This window comes from Paraburkholderia sp. (assembly GCF_024281035.1).
Lineage (GTDB): Bacteria > Pseudomonadota > Gammaproteobacteria > Burkholderiales > Burkholderiaceae > Paraburkholderia.
Genome location: NZ_JAMXLH010000076.1, coordinates 59294 through 75323, shown reverse-complemented (window position 1 = coordinate 75323; position 16030 = coordinate 59294). Strand labels below are relative to the sequence as shown.

Sequence of the window (16030 nt, the reverse complement as noted above, 5' to 3'; positions counted from 1 at the left end):
ACAGGCTTGCTGGGTCATCGGGTTCACGCTCACTGCACGACGAATTCGGTGAACAGCACGTCGTCGATGCGCATGAAAGGCTCGCGCGGGTCGGACGGCTGGGAGATCAGCACGGAGAGTTCGGTGGCGAGCGCACGCTTGCCGTCGAGCGTCGCGAGATCGGCCGGCTTCTTGGCCGAGAGCGCCAGCAGCACGCGGCTGCGGATCTCCGGCGTGTGATCCTTGAGCGCGTCCTGGGTCGCCTGGTTGGGCACCTTCAGCGTGAGGCCGATGCGCAGGTAATGCGCTTCGCCGTCGTCGGACTGCAGGTTCACGGTCATCGGATCGAGCACGAAATACACGGGCGTCGGCGATGCCGCGACGGTCGCGGCGCTGGCGGTAGCCGCAGCCGCGCCGGCGCCGTGTCCTTGCATGAAGAACCACACACCGCCTGCGGCGGCGCCTGCGGCGAAGATCGCGATGAGGGCGGGGGCAAGATAGCGCTTCATTGGGCCTGGTTTCTCGCTTTCTGTTGCGGCTTGCTTGGATGCGGTCGTTGTCGCCATGTCAGTTGAGCGCCTGCTATACGTGCATAAGGACCGTTAATTCCGGTAGCTTGCATTGTTCTGGCTTTTGCCTTGCGGCGATGGGGGGAATAGAAGGGGGATTTGCGGCTATCTCGTGCTTTTGTTGTGCAACGTGCGCAAGCCTTCGGTGAGGCATGCGCACGTCGTTGCGCGTGCAAGGCGTCGATTGTGCACAAGGCCGGTGACTTTTTTATTGATGGCGCCTGATGGGCGGGCGTGCAACCGGCGGCATCGGCGGCAAAGGCGCCTGAAGTTGCCTTCAGTTGCCTGAAGATGCCGGGCGAAGCGGCGCGCGCGGGGCGGGCCGCTTCTCTGGCTCATTTCATGGGCCGACTTCGCGGGCTGAACTCGCGGGCTGACTTCGCGGGCTAACCTCACGTGCCAACTCGCGGGTTTGCCGTGTTGCACGCGCCGCGTGGCGCCGCTTTAGGCAAACTCAAGCAAACGTATCGATCAGGCCGACGCTGCGTTGCGTGACGGTCGTCGCGGCTGCGGCGACGATGCTGTCGTCCGCCGCGTCGCCCGTGCTTGCCGTGCTCGATCTGCGATTGCTGCCGCTTTCCTGCTGCGCCTGCTGGTTCATCTGCCGTGCGAAGCCGTCGCTCACGCTCGCGCTGCCAAGGCCGATGCCGTTTTGCTCCATCGCCTCGCGCAGCTTCGGCAGCGCCGCCTCGACGGCGTCGCGCACCTGCTGGTGCTGCGAGACGAAGAGCGCGTGCGCGTGGCTGTCCGCGACCTGGAGCACCACCTGCAGCGGGCCGAGGTCTTTCGGATTCAGCGTGAGTTGGGCGCTCGACTCGTGTGCGTTCGAAAGGAACACGACTTTCTGGCTAAGCGCGTCTTCCCAGTCGGCCGTGCCCACTTGCGGTGCGAGCGCCGTTGCGCCCGCCGCCGACGACGCCGCGACGGTCGATGCCCCCACCGTTGCCGGGCTTTGCGCCGCCGCAGCCGCTGCCGCCTGGGCGGCGGCGAGCGCATCGGGTGTGTTCTGGCTGGCGCCGGTGGCGGCGGTTGCCGGGTCCTGCAGCGCCTGTGCCACTGCCGCTGCCGCGGCCGTGTCGTTCGTCGGGGCCGCGGCAGCCGTCTTGTCGCTGGCGAGGGCGGCGGCGTTCTCGCCCGCACCCCTGGCTGCCGTGTGGGTCGCGAGGTGCGAGGCGAAGTTGCTTGCCGCGCCGGAGGACGGCGTGAGCGTCGTGGCCGGGTGCGTGTTCAGGCTCGTGGCGGTGCTCGCCGTCGTGCTGGCCGGTGTAGTCGTCGCGGCGGCGTGTCCCCCCGCTGTGGCCGAGCCGTCGCGCAGTGCGGCGAACGCAGCCTGCAGTGCGTCGCGCACCGATTTCGGGTTGCCCGAGGTACCGGCGCCTGCTGCGGCGTTGCCCGCAGCGGTCGCAGCCGTACGGGCAGCGGTGGCTGCCGTCGTGGCGGCGAGGTCCGCAAGCGCGGCATTGGCGCTGGCCTGCGCGCCGGTGGCATCGCCGCCGGCCGCCTGGCCCTGCGCCTGGCCCTGCGCTTGAGCCTGCATCTGAGCCTGCATTTGCATCTGCAACTGCATCTGCGCCTGAACGGCCGCCGCTGCGGCTTGTGCGCCCGCGGCATCGGTCTGGTTCTGATCGGGGCTGGCGCTGCCGCTTTGCTGCTGGGCGCCGTTCGATGCCTGTTGCGCGCCATGCGAGTGCGAGGTCGAGCCCGACGACTGCGCCGTCTGGCTCGTGTTCGTCTGGTGGCCGGCCGCCGCGCTTTGCTGCGCGTTGGCGTTGCTGCTGGCGTTGGTGCTGTTGTGGAAGCCGCTGTTGCTGTTGACGCTGTTGTTCACGCTGCTGGCGGCGCTCGCGACAGCGTTGCTGACCTGCTGCACGGATGCAGTCGTTGCCGGTTGCGGCAGCGGGGCGGCCTGCACGGGCGTTTGCGCGTTGATGCTTTGCTGAAGTGTCTGCGCGAAGCTCTGGCCGGCCTGCTCGTCCTGGCTCGCGGCCGCACTCGACGCCGCGTCCCCGAGGCTCCCGAGCAGTGCGCTGATTCCGGTAAGTATCGACATGCTTGCGGTCTCGAAAATTGTGCTGTTACAGGTGTTGCGGCGCGCGCATGCGCAGGATGCGCGCGGCGTATTCATCGGAGTCGCGCTGCTCGCGACGCGCTTCCTTGCGCGCCGCAACCTGATCCTGGCGCGTCTGCAGGACTTCGTACGAGCCGAGCTTCTGCTTGCAGCGCTGCCACTCGGGCTTCGCTGCTTCGACACGCGTCGTGGCCTGGTCGAGCATGCGCCGCTGCTGGTCGATCGCCGTATCGAGCGTGTCGATGAACGCCTGGAAGTTGCGCACGTTGCCCGCCGCCATGCCCTGGCGTGCCGTTTCCGTGAAACGCGTATGGTACTCGTCCCGGTACGTAATGAGTGCCTGAAGCTGCTTTTCGACTTCGCCGCGCTCGCGCTGCAGGCGCCCGAGCCGCTGTGCGGCAGCGTCGACCTCGTCCTGAGCGAGTCCGATCAGGGTTTGCAGCGGTGTGGGGTTCGTCATGTCCTGGCTCCTTGCCCGTTGGCCTGTCCGAGAAGTGTCCCGAGTGCCTGGAGGCTTGCCTGATAGCTCGCGGTTTCGCGAAAGCCTTGCTGGAGGAACGCTTCGATGCGCGGATACAGCGAAATGGCGCGGTCGAGCACCGCGTCGCGGCCGCTCACGTATGCGCCGACGTTGATGAGGTCGCGGTTGCGCTGATAGCGCGAAAGCATCTGCTTGAACTGGCGCGTGCAGTTCAGATGCTGGTCGTCGATCAGCGCGGTCATCGCGCGGCTGATCGAGGCTTCGATGTCGATGGCCGGATAGTGGCCCGCTTCGGCCAGCGTGCGCGAGAGCACGATGTGGCCGTCGAGAATCGCGCGCGCGGCGTCGGCGATCGGATCCTGCTGGTCGTCGCCTTCGGTGAGCACCGTGTAGAACGCGGTGATCGAGCCGCCGCCCGCGGGGCCGTTGCCGGTGCGCTCGACGAGCGCGGGCAGGCGCGCGAAGACCGAAGGCGGATAGCCTTTGGTCGCGGGCGGCTCGCCGATGGCCAGTGCGATTTCGCGCTGCGCCATCGCGTAGCGCGTGAGCGAATCCATGAGCAGCAGCACATGCTTGCCCTGGTCGCGGAAATATTCGGCGAGCGTCGTGGCGTAGGCGGCGCCCTGCATGCGCAACAGCGGCGAGACGTCGGCCGGCGCGGCCACCACGACCGAGCGTGCGAGTCCCTCGGGCCCGAGAATCTGCTCGATGAATTCCTTGACTTCGCGGCCCCGCTCGCCGATCAGGCCGATCACGATCACTTCGGCGCTCGTTGCGCGCGCCATCGTGCCGAGCAGCACCGATTTGCCGACGCCCGAGCCCGCGAAAAGACCCATGCGCTGGCCGCGCCCGACGGTGAGCAGCGCGTTGATCGCGCGCACGCCAACGTCGAGCACGTGGTGGATCGGCTCGCGGTTGAGCGGGTTGAGCGAGGCGGCGGTGAGCGGCGCATCGGCTTCGGTCGCGAGCGCACCGAGTCCGTCGAGCGGCTTGCCCGAGGCGTCCACCACGCGGCCGAGCATGCCCCAGCCGACCGGCAGGCGCTTCGCGCCCGACATCGGGTCGGCGATGGGCGCCGCTTCGAGCGGCCACACGCGCGCGCCGGGCAACAGACCCGCGACTTCGGTCGTCGGCATCAGGAACAGCTTGTCGCCGCCGAAGCCCACCACCTCGGCTTCGGCCATCGGCAGGGTGCTGCCGGGCGGCAACTCGATCATCACTTCCGCGCCCACCGAAAGACGCAGACCCACCGCTTCGAGCACGAGGCCCGCCGCGCGCGTGAGGCGCCCGCATGCGCGCAGCGGCAGGGCGAGCGCGTTGCGCTCGCGCACGCCTTCGAGAAAGGCGTTCCACGCCTGCAGATGCTCGTTCGCGGGGTCGTAGTGCGGCGGCGGTGTGTAGTTCGCAAACGCGGAGGCAGAGGCGGGTGCGAGCGCGGGCGCAAGCGCGGGTGCACGCGCGGGCGCATCGGCGCTCGCTTCGCCGTCGGCGTCTGCGGGTTCCTTCGCGGGTTCGTCCGCGATTTGTTCGGCGGACGGGCTATGCGCCACGAGATCCGCGCGGGCCTCGACGGGCTGCGCCGCGTCGTGCGCGAGCGGACCGAACGACGCGAGCGCGAGTTCCTGTTCGAGCGGCGTGAGGCCGCTCGTGTGGATCGTCCCGGCCGCCGGCGGCGTCACCATGGCCGTACCTTGCCGAGCGCGGCGGCCACGCGCTCCCAGCGCGAGCCCACGGTCGCGTCCACTTCGCCGGTCGCGGCCTGCGCGCGGCAGCCGCCGCGCTCCAGCGCCGGGTCGGTGCGCACGGTCCAGCCGCGCGCCTGGAGTTCTTCCTGCAGATAGGCTTCGACCACCGGCAGATCGGCCGGGCTCACCACGAGCTGCGGCGCGCCCGCGAGCGCCGGTTCGGCGGCGAGCACTTCGCGCGCCACGGCGAGAAGCGTGGTCGGATCGTGCTGGACCTGCTGGCGCACGACCTGCTGCGCGATGTCGAGCGCGAGTTCGACGAGCGTTTCGGCCACGCCCGCCTGCACGGTCGTCAATGCTTCGCTAAAGCGCTGCGCGACGAGCGCGAGCTGCTTGGCCTGGGCGCGCGCATCGGCGAGACCCTGCTCGAAACCCTGCTTGTGGCCCTGCTCGTGACCGGCCTGGTAGCCGAGCGCCTGGCCCGAGACGTGGCCCGACGCGAGACCCTGCGCGTGCGCTTCGTCGCGCAGGCGCTGCAGCTCGGCGATGAGCGCGGCTTCTTCGTCGGGCGACGGCGGAGGAGGCGGCGGCGGCGGGGGCGGGGGCGGATCGAACGACGCCATCTCCCAGCGCCGGTACGCCGCGCCCTTCAGCTTGGCTGACGCGTCGTCAGACATACGCATCTTCCGCCTTGCCGCCGATCACGATCTGACCGCTTTCGGCCAGATTGCGCACGATCTGGAGGATCTGACGCTGCTGCGACTCGACTTCCGAAACGCGCACCGGACCGCGTGCGTCGAGGTCTTCGGCGAGCAGTTCGGCAGCACGCTGCGACATGTTCGAGAGGAACTTCTGGCGCAGCGGAGGCGGCGCGCCCTTGAGCGAGATGATGAGCGACTCCGACTCGACTTCCTTGAGCAGCAGCTGGATCGCGCGGTCTTCGAGGTCGAGCAGGTTTTCGAACACGAACATCTGGTCGATGATCTTCTGCGCGAGTTCGGCGTCGTACTGGCGCACGTTTTCGAGCACGCCTTCCTCGAACTGCGCCGGCATGAAGTTGAGAATTTCGGCTGCCGTGCGGATGCCGCCCATCGGGCTGCGCTTGAGGTTGTCGCTGCCCGAGAGCAGGCCCGTGAGCACGTCGTCGAGTTCGCGCAGCGCGGCCGGCTGGATGCCGTCGAGCGTCGCGATACGCAGCAGCACGTCGTTGCGCAGACGCTCGGCGAAGCACCCGACGATCTCGGAGGCCTGGTCGCGATCGAGGTGCACGAGGATCGTCGCGATGATCTGCGGGTGCTCGTTCTTGATGAGCTCGGCCACCGAGCTCGAATCCATCCACTTGAGCCCTTCGATACCGCTCGTATCGCCGCCCTGCAGGATACGGTCGATGATCGCACCGGCCTTGTCCTCGCCGAGCGCCTTGTTCAGCACGTTGCGAATGTAGTCGTTCGAGTCGAGCGAGAACGCCGTGTGCTGCTCGGCTTCCTTCACGAACTCCTGCAGCACGGCTTCGATCTCTTCGCGCTTGACGTTCTTGAGCGACGCCATGGCGGCGCCGATCTTCTGCACTTCGCGCGGTCCGAGGAACTTGAAGACCTCGGCGGCCTCTTCCTCGCCGATCGACATCAGCAGCAATGCACTCTTGACAGCACCTTCAGCGCTCATCGTTCACCCAGGTCTTGACGACGGTTGCGACGATCTTCGGATCCTGGCGCGCGATCGTGCGCGCGTAGTCCAGATTCCGCTCGAACCGGTGTTTCTCGTTCTCGAAGGCGGCCAGCGCGGCGTCGCTTTCCGTATCCTCGACCGGCGGGGGCGGGAGGCCGTCCAGCAGCAGCGGCTCGCCGTCCAGGCTCTCCGGCAGGAGCGGGGCGACCGGCTCCGGCGGCGGAAACGCGCGGCGCAGCGCCGGCTTCACCATCCAGAAGTACAGGACCGCCGCCACCGCCGCGATGCCGAGCCACAGTGCGATCTGCTTGGCGAGCGCGACGATGTCCGGCTGGCGCCACCACGGCAGGTTCGCGTACGGATCGACTTCGGTCTGGAACGCGGCGTTCACCACGTTGATCGAGTCGCCGCGCTTCGCGTCGTAGCCCATCGCGTCCTTCACGAGCTGCTCGACCTGCGCGAGCTTCTGCGCGTCGAGCGGCTGCATGGTCGCATGGCCCTTCGCGTCGACCTTCGGCTGATAGTTGACGATCACCGCCACCGAAAGCCGCTTGATGTCGCCCGGCGCCTGCTGGTAGTGGCGCACGGTCTTGTCGAGCTCGTAGTTGGTCGTCGTGTCGCGATGGTCCGAAACCGGCGTCGAGGTCGGCTGGCCGTTCGCCCCGACCGGCGCGTTGACCGGCGCCGAAGCGGGCTGCGGCGGCTGGTTCGACAGCGCGCCCGGCACGCCCGAGGCGCCGCCTTGCTGCAGCTCCTGCGCGATGCTCTGCTGCTGGCTGCGAACCGCGGCTTGCTGCGGGTTGCCGTTCGGACCGTACGCTTCGGAAGTCTGTTCGAGCTTCGAGAAGTCGATGTCGGCGCTCACCTGGGCGCGCGCGTTGCCCGGGCCGAAGAGCGGCGCGAGGATCGAATCGATGCGCGCCTGCGTGTCGCGCTCGATCTGCCGTACGTACTTGATCTGGGTGGCGTCGAGCCCGGCGCTCGCGGCGTTCTGCGTGAGCAGGTTGCCGTCCTGGTCGACCACCGTGACGTTGTGCGCGGTCAGATCGGGCACGGCCGAGGCGACCATGTGCGTGATCGAGGCGACCTGGCCTTCGTCGAGCATGCGGCCCGGGTAGAGATTCACGAGCACCGAGGCGGTGGGCGCCTCGTGCTCGCGCACGAACACGGAGGGCTTCGGAATCGCCAGATGCACGCGCGCCGTCTTCACGCTCGCGATCGATTCAATCGTTTGCTCCAGCTCGCCCTCCAGCGAGCGCTGATAGTTCACCTGCTCCGCGAACTGGCTGATGCCGAACTTCTGGTTGTCCATCAGTTCGAAGCCGACCGAGCCGTTCTTCGGCAGGCCCTGGGTGGCGAGCCGCAGGCGCATTTCGTTGACCTGCTCCGTGGGCACGAGAATCGTGCCGCCGCCGTTGCTGAGCTTGTAGGGAACGTTTGCGGCCTGCAACGCGGTGATGATCGCGCCGCCGTCGCGGTCCGACAGGTTGCTGTAGAGCACCTTGTAGTCGGGCGCGCGCGACCACAGCACGAGCGCGGCCACCACGGCAAGCAGCACGGCGACGGCGAAGATCAGCGGCGCACGCGGGTTGCCGCGCATGGCGCGCAGCGTCGGCAGCGCGTTAAAGCGCTGCGCGAATCCGCCCGCGCCGCCGAGGTCGTCAGCGGCGCCCGGCTGTGCAGCGCCGGCGGCGCCCGCCGCGGCACCGCCGGTGGCGAGGCCCACGCGGGCGTCGGGGTTGATCAAAGAGTTGGCTGACGAATCCATGCGTCGGGTTTCTCCGGGAGGCCTTCAGCGTCCGCCGCCCGCACCGCGGCGCGAGGCTCGGGCCGCCCCGGCGCAAGCGCTTTCGGGAACGGTTCCGGCCCGGCGCGGCGCGCTGGCGACAGAGACTTTCACGCTAGGGATTATCCGCAGCCGCGCGCAAGCCGATTGCGCGAATAGAGCCGGGTTTCCCCCCTAGTTTCGGCGGTCTCGCCGATGCCCCGCTGCTATTCTGTGCACCAGTCCCGGCGGCCCGTGCAAGCGCCGGGCGCAGCGGGCGGCGCAACCACGCTTTGTCACCACGCCAGGCGCTGGCCCCTCGCGTCACTTTTTTACTGTGGAGCAATCATGTCCTTGCCAGTATCTCCGCTCACGTCCGCACTCGCGCAGATGCAGTCGATGGCGACGCAGGCGGCCAGCGGGCCGAGCGCCGCCGACCAGGCCTCGGGCGCCGCGACGGCAGGCGGGTTCTCGGCGGCGCTGAAGGCGTCGCTCGACAAGATCAGCGACGAGCAGCAGAAAGCCGTGGGCGAGTCGCAGGCGTTCGAGCTGGGCGCGAACAACGTCTCGCTGAACGACGTGATGGTCGACATGCAGAAGGCGAACGTCGGCTTCCAGTTCGGGCTGCAGGTGCGCAACAAGCTCGTCACTGCGTACACCGACATCATGTCGATCCAGGTCTGATTTCAGGCGGATTGCCGCGCACGCAGCGCTAAAGCTTCTCCCACAACATTCCGATAACCCGGCTATGGCCGGCAGGCGCTTCTCGGCGCCGCGTGCCGGATGCAACGTATTCACAGCCGCAAGTATCGAGGAGAAGCACCCATGTTTTCGTCTTCACGCTCTGGAGCCAACGCGTACGCACACGTGGGGGTCACGACTGGAGTCATGGGTGCGAGTCCGCACAGGCTCATCGCGATGCTGTACGAAGGCGCACGCAAGGCCGTGGCGCAGGCGCGCATGCACATGCAGATGGGGAATGTCGCGGGGCGGGGCGAGGCGATCGGCAAGGCAATCCAGATTGTCGAAAGCGGGCTTCAGCAGGCCTTGAACATGGAGGCGGGCGGGGAAATCGCACAGCGTCTGAATGCGCTGTACGACTACATTGCGCGCCGCCTGCTGGAAGCGAACATTAAACAGAGCGAGCCCATGCTGGTCGAGGTAGACGGCCTGCTGGCGACGCTCGAGGAAGCCTGGCTCGGTATCGGGCCGGAAGCCGAACGGCTGGCTGGAGCGCCTGGCGCTCCGGGCGCCGGTCCAATGATGAGATGACGAACGCAGACTACTTCGCCCGCTACGAAGCGATAGCGGCAGTCTCAGAGCGGATGCTCTGCGCAGCACGCGGTGCGCACTGGGACGATCTGATCGATCTCCAGGAGGAGTATCGCCACCTCGTCGACGCGCTCAAGGCTGCGGACGGCGGCACGCTGCTGTCGACCCACGAGCGCGCGCGCAAATTCGAGCTGATCCGCCAGATCCTCGCCGACGACGCGGCGATCCGCGAACTGGCGAGCCCGTGCATGACGCGTCTCGCGGCGCTCTTTGCCGGCAAGACGCGCCCCGGGCGGGTGTTGCAGGAACTCTACGGCGTGCGCTAGGCGCGCCGCGCCCGATCGACATTGATACCTGGGCGGAGCGCGACGCGCGCGACGACCCGCCGGCCTCGGGGAATGCATGAACGGAATCGACACGGGAAGCGCCGCGCTCGTCGCGAACCGCTCGAGCGCGCTCAATCCGGTGGGGTCGCAAGGCAGCACGGGCGCGACGCAGACGGACGTATCGGCGCTTGCGACCGGCACGCCGACGCTGCCCGATGCGGTCACGGGCGCCACGCAGCAGGCCTCGGCGCAAACCGTACTCTCGGCTGTGGCGCTCACGCTCGACGCGATTATCCGTTCGGGCGGCGAAGCGACGCCCGCGGTGGTCGGCAACGCGCCGGTCTGGAGCGATCCGGGTGCCGCGACGCAAGCCGGGGCGGGCGCGTTGCCGGGTTCGCTGCCTGGTTCGGTCCTGGGTTCGGTCCCATTGCCGGGCGCAGCTGATGCCGCCGCGCAGGCCGCGCTGATCGAAGCCGAACTGCTCGCTGGCGACGCCGCCGCACTGACACAAACCGAAACGCAAACGGGCGTGAGCGGCAATCCAGCCGGTTCCGGCACGGCAGACGCCGCGCAGGCCGCCACGACCGCAGGCGCGCAAAACGGCACGGCGGCTTCCGCTGCTGCGGCTGGCCAGACGACTGCGGCTACGGCGGCCAGCCAGGCGGCGGCAACCCCGGTTGCCGCGCTTGCGGCAGCGCTCGCGCAGACCGTCACGGACAGCGGCCTCTTTTACGAATCCCATCTCGCGCAATGGCTGCAAGGCCAGCGCACGCCCGCGTCGCTCGCCGCCGAACCGCAGAACCGGCTCGTCGACGGCGCCGTCCAGTTGCCGCGCGACTGGAGCCTCGCCGCAAGCGACGCTGACGATGTGTTCTGGACCGAAACGCCCGCAGCGGGTGCGCGCGAGCAGCAGGCGGACAGCGCGAACGCGTCGCTCGCACGCAATGCGGCCGCCCAGTCCGGCCCAGCCGCGCTCGCGACGAACGCCGTGCTCGTGCGGGCGAGCGGCGCGCTTTCCGAAGCCGCGCTTTTGCCCACGTTGTTGCCTGCGTCGTCGTCCGCATCGCACGACGCGCAGGCGGCAGGCGCTTCGATTCATCCGGCTGTGATTCCGCTCGTGCGGCAACAGCTCGATCTGCTGGCGACCGGCGAATTCCGCTGGACCGGCGAGGCCTGGGCGGGCGTGCGCCTCGACTGGAGCATCCAGCAAGACCGCGTCGACGCGCGCGATCCGCGTCACGGCGCAGCCGATCCCGACGACGCGCAGTGGCGCACGCGGCTCACGCTTGCGCTGCCGTCGCTCGGCACCGTCGATGCCGAGCTGACGCTCACCGGCCAGTCGCTTGCCGTGCGGGTGCAGGCGAACCCGGACGGCGCGTCGCGTCTCGTTGAAGGCGGCAATGCGTTGAAGGGCCGCCTCGAAGCGCTCGGTCTCGCGCTCACGGGATTCTCGATCCGCGAAGTCGGCAGCGGCGCGCCGGGAACGGCCGAAGCCGCGAAAGCCGCGAGCGCGTATGCGCGCGCCGCCGCGCAAGAGGCTCAAGAGGCTCAGGCGGCTCAAGCAGCGCAGGCGGCTCAGGCAGCGCAGGCTGCCCAGGCGGCTGCGCAGGCCCGTCCGGCGGAGCCGCAGGCGAGCGCGGCCGTCGCGGGCGCAGGCTATCTCGACTGGGATCTGTAATGAGCCGCATGCATCGCAAGAGCGCCGCCGCGCTCGCCTACGACGCCCCCGCCGCCGACGGCGCACCGCGCGTCGTCGCGAAGGGCTACGGCCTCGTCGCGGACATGATCATTCAGCGCGCAAAGGAAGCGGGCCTCTACGTGCACGAGTCGCCGCAGATGATGTCGCTGCTGATGCAGGTCGATCTCGACTCGAAGATTCCGCCCCAGCTCTACCAGGCCGTGGCCGAACTGCTCGCGTGGCTGCATCAGCTCGAAGCCGTCAGCAGTGCGCCGCCGCCCGCACCCGAGCCCGAACCTGCCGCCGCCGCGCCGGAACGCAACGCGCAGCGTCGCGCGTCGCCGTTCCTGGCGCTTGCGCCGTTCAGAACTTCATCATCAGATTGATCAGGAAGCGAAAGATCAGGCCGTAGGGCGGCGCGATCAGCCCGCGCGCGTTGAGCCGCGCCTGTGTGAACACCGGCTTCAGCTTCGAAAAAGTCGCGAAACCCTCGTAGCCGTGATACGCGCCCATGCCGCTTGCCCCGACGCCGCCGAACGGCAGGCCCTCGGCGGCGATGTGCATCAGCGTCTCGTTCACCGACATCCCGCCCGCGATCGTCTCGCGCGTCACGCGCTCGATCGTGCGTGCGTCGTCGGCGTAGAGGTAGAGCGCGAGCGGGCGTGCGCGCGAATTCACGTAGCGCAACGCGTCGTCGAGCGTGTCGTAGGGCACGAGCGGCAAGAGCGGCCCGAAGATCTCCTCCTGCATGAGCGCCGTGTTCGCCGGAGCGTCCGTCACGATGACGGGCGCCATGCGCCGCGCAGCCTCGTCCTGAGCGCCGAGCGGATGCAGTTGCGCGCCCGCCGCCAGTGCCTCGTCGGCGATGCGCACGAGCCGCTCGTAGTGGCGCGCCGAGATGATCGACGTGTAATCGCGGTTGTCGAGGAAGTCCGGATAAAGCTGCGCGAAGCGCGCGCGGGCGCGCTCGATGAACGCCGCCTCCTGGCCGCGCGGCAGCAGCACGTAGTCGGGCGCGATGCAGGTTTGACCCGCGTTGAGCGTCTTGCCGAGCAGGAGGCTGTCGACCGCGTAGTCGAAACGCGCGTGCTCGCCGATCAGCGCCGGTGATTTGCCGCCGAGCTCCAGCGTCACGGGCGTCAGGTTGGCCGACGCCGCGCGCATGACCTCGTGGCCGATGCGCGTCGAGCCCGTGAACAGCAGGTGGTCGAACGGCAGCGCCGCGAACGCGGCGCCGACGGACGCGTCGCCGTTGACCACGGCGACGTGGTCGCGCGAGAAGGTCTTTTCGATGAGGGCCTCGAAGAGCGCCGAGGTGCGCGGCGTCAACTCCGACATCTTGATCATCGCGCGGTTGCCCGCCGCGAGCGCGCAGACGAGCGGCCCCGCGCCGAGCAGCAGCGGATAGTTCCACGGCACGACAATGCCCGCCACGCCGAGCGGCTGCGGCACGATTCTCGCGCGCCCGGGCCGCAGCCATTTGCCGACGCTGCGGCGCTGCGGCTTCATCCAGCGCGCGCCGTGCTTCAGCGCGCCGTCGATTTCCTGCTTGAGTACGACGAATTCCGAAAGCGTGACCTCGGCTTTCGAGCGCTGGCCGAAGTCGGCGTTCATCGCTTCGGCCAGTGCGTCGCGATTGTCGAAGAGCATCGCGCGCAACGCCCTCAGGTGGCGTGCGCGCACCTCCCACGCAGGGAACGGCTCGCGCAGGAACGCGTCGCGCTGCACGTCGAGCAGGGCGGCGAGGGGATCGCGCGAGACGGATTCGGGCAGATCCTGTTTCATGGTCGGTCGGTCCTCAGGGCTTGAACGTTCGAATGATCGTGCATGGCGTGGCGTGGCATGGCGTGGCGGGCCGTGGGTCAGATGGCCGGGAACGCGCGCGCCACTAAAGCTGCATGGTCGAACCGCGCAGGCAGCGTGCCGGCCACGCGGCCGCAGTTGCCATTGCCGTCGCCGTCGCGTTCGCCGAGCCGCGTGGCGATGAAGGCGTCGGCGACATCCTGCGGGCCCTCGCGCAACAACAGTGCCTGCGCGATCAGTACGATCTGCTGCGCGATGTGCCGCGCGCTCGCTTCGCGCGTGCCAGGCGCACCGTTGAGCAGTGCCGACAGACGATCGAGCGCGGCCGTGAGCACCGGATGCCCCTGCGCCTCGCGCCGCCACGCGAGAAAGAGCGTCTGGGCGGCGTCGGCTTCGCGTTCGAGCGCGCGCAGCACGTCGAGGCACATTACGTTGCCCGAACCTTCCCAGATCGAATTGACCGGCGCTTCGCGATAGAGGCGCGCCATCGGACCTTCCTCGACGTAGCCGTTGCCGCCCCAGACCTCCATGGCCTCGCCGGTGAACGCGATCGCGCGCTTGCAGACCCAGAACTTCGCGGCGGGCGTGACGATGCGGCGCCATGCGCGCTCTTCGGGCGACTGGGCGACGTGCGCGCCCGCGTCTTCCTCGAACGCATGCGCGAGGCGCATGAACAGCACCGTCGCGGCCTCCGATTCGAGCGCGAGATCGGCGAGCACGTTCTGCATGAGCTGCTGATCGGCAAGCAGACGTCCGAACGCGCTGCGATGGCGCGCATGATGGATCGCCTCGACGAGCGCCGCGCGCATGAGCGCCGCGCTGCCGATCACGCAATCGAGCCGCGTGTAGTTCGTCATTTCGATGATGGTCTGCACGCCGCGTCCCTCGTCGCCGATCATCACGCCGTACGCGTCGAAGAACTCGACTTCGCTGCTTGCGTTGGAGCGGTTGCCGAGCTTGTTCTTCAGGCGCTGCACGTTCACGGTGTTCTTCGTGCCGTCCGGCGCGAAGCGCGGCACGAAGAAGCACGAGAGGCCGTCGTGAGCGCCGCTTCGCGCGAGCACCAGATGCGCGTCGCATTGCGGCGCGGAGAGAAACCACTTGTGCCCGGTCAGGCGGTACTCGGCGCCGCGCCCGGTGGCGGTGCCCGCGGTGGTACCTGCGGCGTGCGCTTCGGTGCGGTTGCTGCGCACGTCGGAGCCGCCCTGCTTTTCGGTCATGCCCATGCCGATCATCATCGACGTCTTCTGCTGCCACGGCATGTCGCGCGGATCGTGTTCGCGCGCGTAAAGGCGCTCGCGCAGCGTTTCGAAAAGCGCGGGTTCGCGCCGCAGCACGGGGATGCTCGCGAAGGTCATCGTGGTGGGGCACAGCGCGCCCGATTCGATCTGCGCGTGCAGGAAGTAGCCCGCGCAGCGCGCGGCCATCGCGCCGGGCTGCGGGTTCGAGAACGGCAGCGCCTGCAGGCCCTCGGCGCGCAGCAGCGCGAGCAGGCGATGCCACGCCGGATGAAATTCGAGCGCATCGATGCGCTCGCCGCGCGGGCTGTGCGTGAAGAGTTCGGGCGTGTGGCGATTGGCGAGATCGGCGAGCGCGATCACCTCGGCGGTGCCGAGGCGCGCGCCGTCGCGTTCGAGCGCCTCGCGATGCCACCCGGCGCCCGCGCGTGCGAGCGATTCGGCGAGCGCGGCGTCGGTGGTGAAAAGGTTGTAGTCGGCGAGCGGCGGCGCCTGATTCGTGACCTCGTGGCTCGTGCCGGGGCGATGTGCTCTTTCCATCTGCCTGTCTCCTTTGGGCCTTGGGCGCGGGTGCGCGCGGCCTTGTCTGATTATGGTGACTGCGTGGTAATCGCGTGGTAATCGCGTGGTAATCGCGTGGTAGTTGCTTGGTAGTTGCGTGTAGTTGTGTGGTAGTCGCGCGGAAAGCGCGCGGCATCTGCGTGGTTACCTGCACTCGCGAGCGCGGGAGATCACGTTGCCCGCGAGCGTCTTTGGCGTGTCAAACGTCACGCCGCCGTTTCCTAGTCGCCAATCGCGATAATCTGGTTCAACTGTTCGCACGCCGCAGCAAACACCTCATCCGGAACGCGCTTCCACGGGTGTGCCTTCGCGCCTCGCGCTCGCCAGTCGAACGATTTGGGCTGGTGTCCAAGCACGTAGCTCGTGACGTTTTTCGGCCCCTGAAACTTGATGGCAAACGGATTCGTGTCGTTGGATCTGGCGGTCGTCATGGGAAGTCCGATGACGATGCCGGTCCGCTCGTTGAACGGCTTCGGTGACAGGACCAGCATCGGATGCATGTCCCTCATTTCGCGCCCGACCTGCGGATTGCAGTCAATCCAGATAATGTCGCGGCGATCGGGTGCCCACACCGCCCCTGCCATCAGCACACCTCCGCGCCAACGCGGGAGGTTGCCATCGCTTCGCCGCCGTGCTTTTCCGGATCGAACAGAGCCAGTTTCTCCGCGAGCGTGAGCTTGCGCGGACCAACCGGTTTCACCGTCACGCCCACCTCATCGGTCGTCACTTCGACCTCCTGACCGACCGAAAAATGCGCCGCGCGTGCGACAGCAGCGGGAATGCGGACAGCCAGGCTGTTCCCCCACTGCTGAATCGTAAGCGTCGCTGTTTTTCCCATGATGGAATCCCTCTCTTGTTGACGTATAAACAAGTCTACACGCTCCAGTGGACGCTTTAACGCGTTTATATGGGTTTCCCGGTTTGACAGGCGTGCCGC

16 protein-coding genes are annotated in these 16030 nt (G+C 68.3%); 5 read left to right on the top strand and 11 right to left on the bottom strand.

The window, feature by feature from the left end; translation table 11 throughout:
• Positions 1 to 29 precede the first annotated feature (29 nt).
• From fliL to fliF, 7 genes are all read right to left on the bottom strand, one after another.
• The gene (fliL, locus tag Q0L30_RS24255; protein WP_296662988.1) at positions 30 to 545 is read right to left on the bottom strand and encodes a flagellar basal body-associated protein FliL; all 516 of its coding nucleotides are present in this window, start codon (positions 543 to 545) and stop codon (positions 30 to 32) included.
• A 457-nt stretch (positions 546 to 1002) separates the two neighbouring features.
• The gene (locus Q0L30_RS24250) at positions 1003 to 2598 is read right to left on the bottom strand and encodes a flagellar hook-length control protein FliK (protein WP_296662985.1); all 1596 of its coding nucleotides are present in this window, start codon (positions 2596 to 2598) and stop codon (positions 1003 to 1005) included.
• A 25-nt stretch (positions 2599 to 2623) separates the two neighbouring features.
• Positions 2624 to 3076, bottom strand: a complete 453-nt coding sequence (gene fliJ / locus Q0L30_RS24245) for a flagellar export protein FliJ (RefSeq protein WP_296662983.1) — start codon at positions 3074 to 3076, stop codon at positions 2624 to 2626.
• Positions 3073 to 4779, bottom strand: a complete 1707-nt coding sequence (fliI, locus tag Q0L30_RS24240; RefSeq protein WP_296662980.1) for a flagellar protein export ATPase FliI — start codon at positions 4777 to 4779, stop codon at positions 3073 to 3075. Before fliI ends, fliJ begins: the two co-directional genes overlap by 4 nt.
• Entirely contained in the window at positions 4773 to 5465 is a 693-nt protein-coding gene (fliH, locus tag Q0L30_RS24235; protein ID WP_296662979.1) for a flagellar assembly protein FliH, read from the bottom strand. Before fliH ends, fliI begins: the two co-directional genes overlap by 7 nt.
• Positions 5452 to 6447 carry a flagellar motor switch protein FliG gene (fliG, locus tag Q0L30_RS24230; protein ID WP_293033041.1) on the bottom strand — a complete coding sequence of 332 codons (996 nt, stop codon included), beginning with the start codon at positions 6445 to 6447 and terminating at the stop codon, positions 5452 to 5454. Before fliG ends, fliH begins: the two co-directional genes overlap by 14 nt.
• Complete coding sequence (gene fliF / locus Q0L30_RS24225) at positions 6437 to 8218, bottom strand: flagellar basal-body MS-ring/collar protein FliF (RefSeq protein ID WP_296662976.1); 1782 nt, start codon at positions 8216 to 8218, stop codon at positions 6437 to 6439. The genes fliG and fliF overlap by 11 nt, the downstream gene beginning before the upstream one ends.
• Positions 8219 to 8563: 345 nt before the next feature.
• Here fliF and fliE point away from each other — a divergent pair, with 345 nt between their 5' ends.
• The 5 genes from fliE to Q0L30_RS24200 all read left to right on the top strand — a co-directional run bounded on the left by fliE (position 8564) and on the right by Q0L30_RS24200 (position 11877).
• The gene (gene fliE / locus Q0L30_RS24220) at positions 8564 to 8899 is read left to right on the top strand and encodes a flagellar hook-basal body complex protein FliE (protein WP_296662974.1); all 336 of its coding nucleotides are present in this window, start codon (positions 8564 to 8566) and stop codon (positions 8897 to 8899) included.
• Between the two features lie 141 nt (positions 8900 to 9040).
• A complete protein-coding gene (fliS, locus tag Q0L30_RS24215; protein WP_296662972.1) occupies positions 9041 to 9487 on the top strand; it encodes a flagellar export chaperone FliS in 447 nt (148 codons plus the stop codon).
• Positions 9484 to 9813 carry a flagellar protein FliT gene (locus Q0L30_RS24210; RefSeq protein ID WP_296662970.1) on the top strand — a complete coding sequence of 110 codons (330 nt, stop codon included), beginning with the start codon at positions 9484 to 9486 and terminating at the stop codon, positions 9811 to 9813. The genes fliS and Q0L30_RS24210 overlap by 4 nt, the downstream gene beginning before the upstream one ends.
• A gap of 76 nt (positions 9814 to 9889) precedes the next feature.
• Positions 9890 to 11491, top strand: a complete 1602-nt coding sequence (locus Q0L30_RS24205; protein WP_296662967.1) for a flagellar hook-length control protein FliK — start codon at positions 9890 to 9892, stop codon at positions 11489 to 11491.
• Positions 11491 to 11877: an EscU/YscU/HrcU family type III secretion system export apparatus switch protein gene (locus Q0L30_RS24200; protein ID WP_296662964.1), complete on the top strand. Its 387-nt coding sequence runs from the start codon at positions 11491 to 11493 to the stop codon at positions 11875 to 11877. The genes Q0L30_RS24205 and Q0L30_RS24200 overlap by 1 nt, the downstream gene beginning before the upstream one ends.
• Here the strand turns inward: Q0L30_RS24200 and Q0L30_RS24195 are convergent.
• The 4 genes from Q0L30_RS24195 to Q0L30_RS24180 form a co-directional block, all read right to left on the bottom strand.
• Positions 11855 to 13276, bottom strand: a complete 1422-nt coding sequence (locus Q0L30_RS24195) for a coniferyl aldehyde dehydrogenase (protein WP_296662961.1) — start codon at positions 13274 to 13276, stop codon at positions 11855 to 11857. The two genes, Q0L30_RS24200 and Q0L30_RS24195, sit on opposite strands and share 23 nt — an antisense overlap.
• 77 nt (positions 13277 to 13353) lie before the next feature.
• Positions 13354 to 15072 carry an isovaleryl-CoA dehydrogenase gene (locus Q0L30_RS24190; RefSeq protein WP_296662958.1) on the bottom strand — a complete coding sequence of 573 codons (1719 nt, stop codon included), beginning with the start codon at positions 15070 to 15072 and terminating at the stop codon, positions 13354 to 13356.
• Between the two features lie 242 nt (positions 15073 to 15314).
• Positions 15315 to 15677 carry a type II toxin-antitoxin system PemK/MazF family toxin gene (locus tag Q0L30_RS24185; RefSeq protein WP_296662956.1) on the bottom strand — a complete coding sequence of 121 codons (363 nt, stop codon included), beginning with the start codon at positions 15675 to 15677 and terminating at the stop codon, positions 15315 to 15317.
• Positions 15677 to 15931, bottom strand: a complete 255-nt coding sequence (locus Q0L30_RS24180; RefSeq protein ID WP_293034339.1) for an AbrB/MazE/SpoVT family DNA-binding domain-containing protein — start codon at positions 15929 to 15931, stop codon at positions 15677 to 15679. Before Q0L30_RS24180 ends, Q0L30_RS24185 begins: the two co-directional genes overlap by 1 nt.
• Between the last annotated feature and the right edge of the window lie 99 nt (positions 15932 to 16030).

Excerpts from the sequence above, each read along its gene's own strand:
- fliL (WP_296662988.1), bottom strand. The coding sequence starts at position 545 with ATGGCGACAACGACCGCATCCAAGCAAGCCGCAACAGAAAGCGAGAAA.
- Q0L30_RS24195 (WP_296662961.1), bottom strand. The coding sequence starts at position 13,276 with ATGAAACAGGATCTGCCCGAATCCGTCTCGCGCGATCCCCTCGCCGCC.
- fliE (WP_296662974.1), top strand. The coding sequence starts at position 8,564 with ATGTCCTTGCCAGTATCTCCGCTCACGTCCGCACTCGCGCAGATGCAG.
- fliS (WP_296662972.1), top strand. The coding sequence starts at position 9,041 with ATGTTTTCGTCTTCACGCTCTGGAGCCAACGCGTACGCACACGTGGGG.
- fliF (WP_296662976.1), bottom strand. The coding sequence starts at position 8,218 with ATGGATTCGTCAGCCAACTCTTTGATCAACCCCGACGCCCGCGTGGGC.
- Q0L30_RS24210 (WP_296662970.1), top strand. The coding sequence starts at position 9,484 with ATGACGAACGCAGACTACTTCGCCCGCTACGAAGCGATAGCGGCAGTC.
- Q0L30_RS24190 (WP_296662958.1), bottom strand. The coding sequence starts at position 15,072 with ATGGAAAGAGCACATCGCCCCGGCACGAGCCACGAGGTCACGAATCAG.
- fliH (WP_296662979.1), bottom strand. The coding sequence starts at position 5,465 with ATGCGTATGTCTGACGACGCGTCAGCCAAGCTGAAGGGCGCGGCGTAC.
- Q0L30_RS24205 (WP_296662967.1), top strand. The coding sequence starts at position 9,890 with ATGAACGGAATCGACACGGGAAGCGCCGCGCTCGTCGCGAACCGCTCG.
- Q0L30_RS24185 (WP_296662956.1), bottom strand. The coding sequence starts at position 15,677 with ATGGCAGGGGCGGTGTGGGCACCCGATCGCCGCGACATTATCTGGATT.
- Q0L30_RS24180 (WP_293034339.1), bottom strand. The coding sequence starts at position 15,931 with ATGGGAAAAACAGCGACGCTTACGATTCAGCAGTGGGGGAACAGCCTG.
- fliG (WP_293033041.1), bottom strand. The coding sequence starts at position 6,447 with ATGAGCGCTGAAGGTGCTGTCAAGAGTGCATTGCTGCTGATGTCGATC.
- fliI (WP_296662980.1), bottom strand. The coding sequence starts at position 4,779 with ATGGTGACGCCGCCGGCGGCCGGGACGATCCACACGAGCGGCCTCACG.
- Q0L30_RS24200 (WP_296662964.1), top strand. The coding sequence starts at position 11,491 with ATGAGCCGCATGCATCGCAAGAGCGCCGCCGCGCTCGCCTACGACGCC.
- fliJ (WP_296662983.1), bottom strand. The coding sequence starts at position 3,076 with ATGACGAACCCCACACCGCTGCAAACCCTGATCGGACTCGCTCAGGAC.
- Q0L30_RS24250 (WP_296662985.1), bottom strand. The coding sequence starts at position 2,598 with ATGTCGATACTTACCGGAATCAGCGCACTGCTCGGGAGCCTCGGGGAC.